The following is a 4,184-nucleotide window of genomic DNA, read 5'->3' as shown; positions in this document are numbered from 1 at the left end:
TCGCGGCCCACTGGCTGCGCGCGACGTAACCGCAGGAGACCTGCGCGATGGCGTTCGGCGCCTCCTTGTCGACCTTGACGATGCGGCCGGCGTTGAGCTCGTGACGGTCAACGTAGATGACCCGGGCCTCGTCGGTGTGCCGCGTGGACGAGACGAACAGCGTCGCCTCGGCCATGCCGTACGACGGCTTGATCGCGGTCTTCGGCAGGCCGTACGGCGCGAACGCGTCGTTGAACTTGCGCATCGAGGACGTGGTCACCGGCTCGCTGCCGTTGATCAGGCCGATCACGTTGCTCAGGTCGAGGGTCTCGCCCGGCTTGGGCAGGCCCCGCGCGGCGGCGTGCTCGAACGCGAAGTTCGGCGCGGCGGCGAACGTGCCGGCCCCGTCGGAGACGGCGGCGAGTTCCTTGATCCACCGGCCCGGCCGCTGCACGAAGGCGCGCGGGCTCATGATGGTGATGTACTTGCCACCGATCGCCGGCAGGATGACGGTGAGCAGGCCCATGTCGTGGAACAGCGGCAGCCACGTCACGCCGCGCGAACCCTCGTTGAGTTCGATGGAATCGGCCATCTGGATGCAGTTGGTGAGCACACCGCGGTGGGTGATCTCCACGCCCGCGGGCACGCGCGTCGATCCGGAGGTGTACTGCAGGTAGGCGATGTCGTCGGTGCCGATGTGGGGCCGCGTCCACGAGCCGGCGACGGTGTCGGGGATCGCGTCGACCGCGATGATGCGGGGCCGCTCCGCCGCGGGCAGCGGCCGGAAGAACTGCCGGACCCCGGCCGCCGAGGAGGTGGCGGTGAGGATGGCGCTGGGCGTGCAGTCGCCGAGCACGGCGTGCAGCCGGTCGGTGTGGCCGGGCTCGTCGGGGTCGAACAGCGGGACGGCGATGGTGCCGGCATAGATGGCCGCGAAGAAGGAGACGACGTAGTCCAGGCCCTGCGGGGCGAGGATCGCGACGCGGTCACCGGGCTTGGTGACCTGCTGCAGCCGGGCCGCGATCGCGCGCAGGCGCACCCCGAACTGCTGCCAGGTCAGCTCGTGGACCTCGCCGTCACGTTCCCGCGAGTAATCGATGTAACGGTACGCAAGATCGTCGCCGTTCTCGGCGAAATGCTGCTCGAGGTGGTCGAGCAGAGTGTTGCCCTCGGGCAACACGATCTGTCCGTTCTCATCGATGAACTCTTCGAACCCGACGCTCATTCCTTCTCCCTGTCGAAGCGATCCCACAACCACTCGACATGGTTGCGCCCCGCACTTGTCTTCGCGCTAGCGGATCGTCGTACCTGTACAGCTCAACAGCATCCGGCCGTGCATCTCACGAATCTGTCCATCGATCCGAAATCACGATTATGTTACAGATCCGCATCGGTCATTCCCCCGCCAACAGCGGAATCACCGGTGCGAACGCCTCCATCTGGGTGGGGAAGACCCCCACGTAGGACATCCCGGTCTTCGCCCGCACGTTGCGGATCTGCTCGGCGATCTCCTCGTAGGAACCGATTGCGAGATATGGCGATTCGAGGATCTCGTCCACCGTGAGCTTGACGTCCACCTCGATGTTCGGGGGGAATCCCTGGTCGAGGGCGGCCAGCGCCATCTCGGCGGTCTGCTCGCGATCGTCCGTGACGAGAATCATCGTGATGGTCCAGTTCAGCTCGATGTCATCGAACCGATCCCCCGCCGCGCGACGGATCACGTCCACCCGCTCCACAGTCTTGTCCATCGTGATCCCCGACAGCAACAACCGGCCGTCGCGGTTCGTGGGAGTGGCCACCGAGATGATGTCGGCGTACTTCGCCGCCAGCGCGAGCATCTTCGGTCCCCCGCCGCCGACCGCGATGGGCGGTCGCGGGCCCTGACGCGGCCGCGGGCTGCCCTTGAGGCCGTCGATGCGGTAGTGCTTGCCCTCGAAATTGCACTCCTGGCCGCGCAGGAGCACGTCCAGGATCTGCAGCGTCTCCTCGAGCTTCTCGATCCGGACGCCGGGGCGCTCGTAGGCGATGCCCGCCTTGTCGAACTCCTCCTTCATCCATCCCGCGCCGATCCCGAGTTCGAGCCGGCCGCCCGAGAGGACGTCGACGGTCGCGGCGTCCTTGGCCAGGATCGCGGGATGGCGGAAGCCGTTCGCGAGGACGGCGGTGCCGAGGCGGATCTTGTCGGTGGCGACGGCGAGCGCACCGAGCGCGGCGATGGGTCCGACCTGGTTGCCCAGGTGGTCCGGGATCATGAAGCTGTCGTAGCCGAGCTCCTCGGCCTTCTGCGCCAGCTTGACGAAGCGCCGGGCGCCGCCCTCCTCGGCGTTGCCCTCGCCACCCGCGGCGAAACGAAACTTCCGCGGTTGCGTGGCAGCCGAGCCGTCGGTGGCGCTCATCGAACCTCTTCTCGTGTGGCGGTGGTCGCGCGTCACCGACCCGGAGAGCTTCCCGGGTCAGGACCGAAGGTCGAGTCTAAGCGCCGACCGAGGAACGATTGTATCGGGTGGTGATCCCCGACACTACCGGCCGGTAACAACGGGGAGGGATCACTCCTCCGGTGGTTTCGGCGCCTCCTCGATCTTCTCGATCGCCCAGTTCGCCACCCACTGCGTCGCCGTCGTACCCGAATCGTCCACGACGAACGAGTTGTACAGGGCGTGCACGGGGTTGTTCGCGTACTCGAGCAACCGCGGCGCGCTGGCGAGCCAGTTGCCGGGGTTCAGCGCGTTCGGCGGCGCGTCGCAGATGCCGTCCGTCGGTGCACAGATGTCCACCACCTTGTCCTCGAGCTCCCCGAACCCGCCGGGCCGCGCGCCGGTCATGGTGATCCCCGGCAGCCGCAGTCCGTCCAGGGACAGCTCGGCGCCGACGCCCGCGACGGGCGGGCCGATCGTCTCGGCCGTGCCCGGGTCGCGACGGCCGTCGGCGATGAGCGCCACGCCGAGCACCCGATCCGCCGGAACCGGCCCGTCACCGGCGCCGATGCGCGCCGCGACGTCGCCCGCGATGACCGCACCCTGCGAGAAGCCGGTCAGGACGTAGTTGGTCAGCGGGCACTCGGCGAAGCGGCGCGCGAGGATGTCCTCCGTCGCCGCGGTGCCGGCGGTGCGGCTGTTGTTGTAGGACTGCTGCCCGTCCGGCGGGAGCGCCACCGGATTCGAGAACTGGGCGACGTACGGAACGGTGTACACGTCGGCACGCTGCGCGTCGAAGCGCTCCTGCAGCGGACGCGTGACGTTCAGCATCAGCGACAGCGGATTGAACGTCGGGTTGTACGGATCGTCCCAGGCCGCCGACTCCCACGTGCCCGGTACCGCCACCACCTGGACGTCCGGGCACGATGCGGGCTGCGCCTCCGGCTTCTCGGGCCCGAGGGGCCCCGGCGGCCCGGGCACCGGGAGCCGGCCCGCGAGGATGTACCAGAGCGCGAGCACGGCCGCCAGGACGACCAGGATCCCGAGGACGAGGATTCCCCGCCTCCGGCGTCGTTGCTTCGCTCGGGCCGTCATCATTGCCGCTCCTAGCAGAAGGTGTCGCGTGCGACGGTGATGTAGACGTCGGCGGTCGTCGCGGCGTCGGCCTCGGAGATCTCCTTGCCGGCGGCCGCGGCCTCGCTGCCCACCGATGCGGTCACGATCGTCTTGATCTCCTCGGGCGAGCTGCCCTGGGCGGTCGCGGCGCAGATGTAGTTGGCGGTGTTGATCGCGATGCTGCCGTCCGCGGCCGGCTCCACGCCCTGCTTCCGCAGCCCGTCCAGGAACGCCTGGCCGCGGTCGTCCACCGGCACCTCGGTCGGGCCCGGGAATCCGGGCTCGGTCTCCGGCTGCGCCGGCGGCGCGGTGGCGGCCTCGCCCGGGCTCGTGGCGGCCGTGTCGCCGGGGGCTGTGGTGGTCGCTTCGCCGGAGGTGGTCTCCGCGGCGGACGTCGAGGTGGTCGCCGACACGGACGTCGACGGGGTGCTCGTCGCCGTGGAATCGTCGCTACCGCAGGCGCCCAGGAGGGCGGCGGCGGCGAGCGCCGCGGCGCCGGCGCCCAGGACGCGGGTCAGGCTCGAACGGGTCCGTGCAGGCATGTGGTGGTGTCCTCGCATCCAATCGTCGGAAATGGGCAGTGAGGCCGCGGCCGCCGGCAAGGAGATCTCCGAGGCCGACGCCGCGACGACCGCCGACGTCTACATCACCGTCGCACGCGACACCTTCTGCTAG

The 4,184-nt window shown here is 69.4% G+C and carries 4 protein-coding genes; all 4 read right to left on the bottom strand.

Going from position 1 to position 4,184, the window contains the following annotated elements; all coding sequences use genetic code 11:
- The coding region (locus AIIKEEIJ_RS12740; protein ID WP_161995791.1) for an AMP-binding protein at positions 1–1,204 on the bottom strand (1,204 nt) is incomplete at its 3' end.
- Positions 1,205–1,373: 169 nt separating this feature from the next.
- On the bottom strand, positions 1,374–2,375 hold the full coding sequence (locus AIIKEEIJ_RS12735) for an LLM class F420-dependent oxidoreductase (RefSeq protein WP_029547031.1): 1,002 nt from the start codon (positions 2,373–2,375) through the stop codon (positions 1,374–1,376).
- A gap of 150 nt (positions 2,376–2,525) precedes the next feature.
- Positions 2,526–3,488 (bottom strand): cutinase family protein, encoded by a 963-nt coding sequence (locus AIIKEEIJ_RS12730; protein WP_043801822.1) that lies wholly within the window; start codon positions 3,486–3,488, stop codon positions 2,526–2,528.
- Positions 3,489–3,499: 11 nt separating this feature from the next.
- Positions 3,500–4,051: a DUF732 domain-containing protein gene (locus AIIKEEIJ_RS12725; RefSeq protein ID WP_161995790.1), complete on the bottom strand. Its 552-nt coding sequence runs from the start codon at positions 4,049–4,051 to the stop codon at positions 3,500–3,502.
- Positions 4,052–4,184: the final 133 nt, after the last annotated feature.

The sequence above is a fragment of the Rhodococcus sp. YH1 genome (genome assembly GCF_009939605.1).
Classification (GTDB): domain Bacteria; phylum Actinomycetota; class Actinomycetes; order Mycobacteriales; family Mycobacteriaceae; genus Rhodococcus; species Rhodococcus aetherivorans.
The sequence above is the reverse complement of the archived record's forward strand: the minus strand, read 5'-3'. Positions and strand labels throughout refer to the sequence as shown.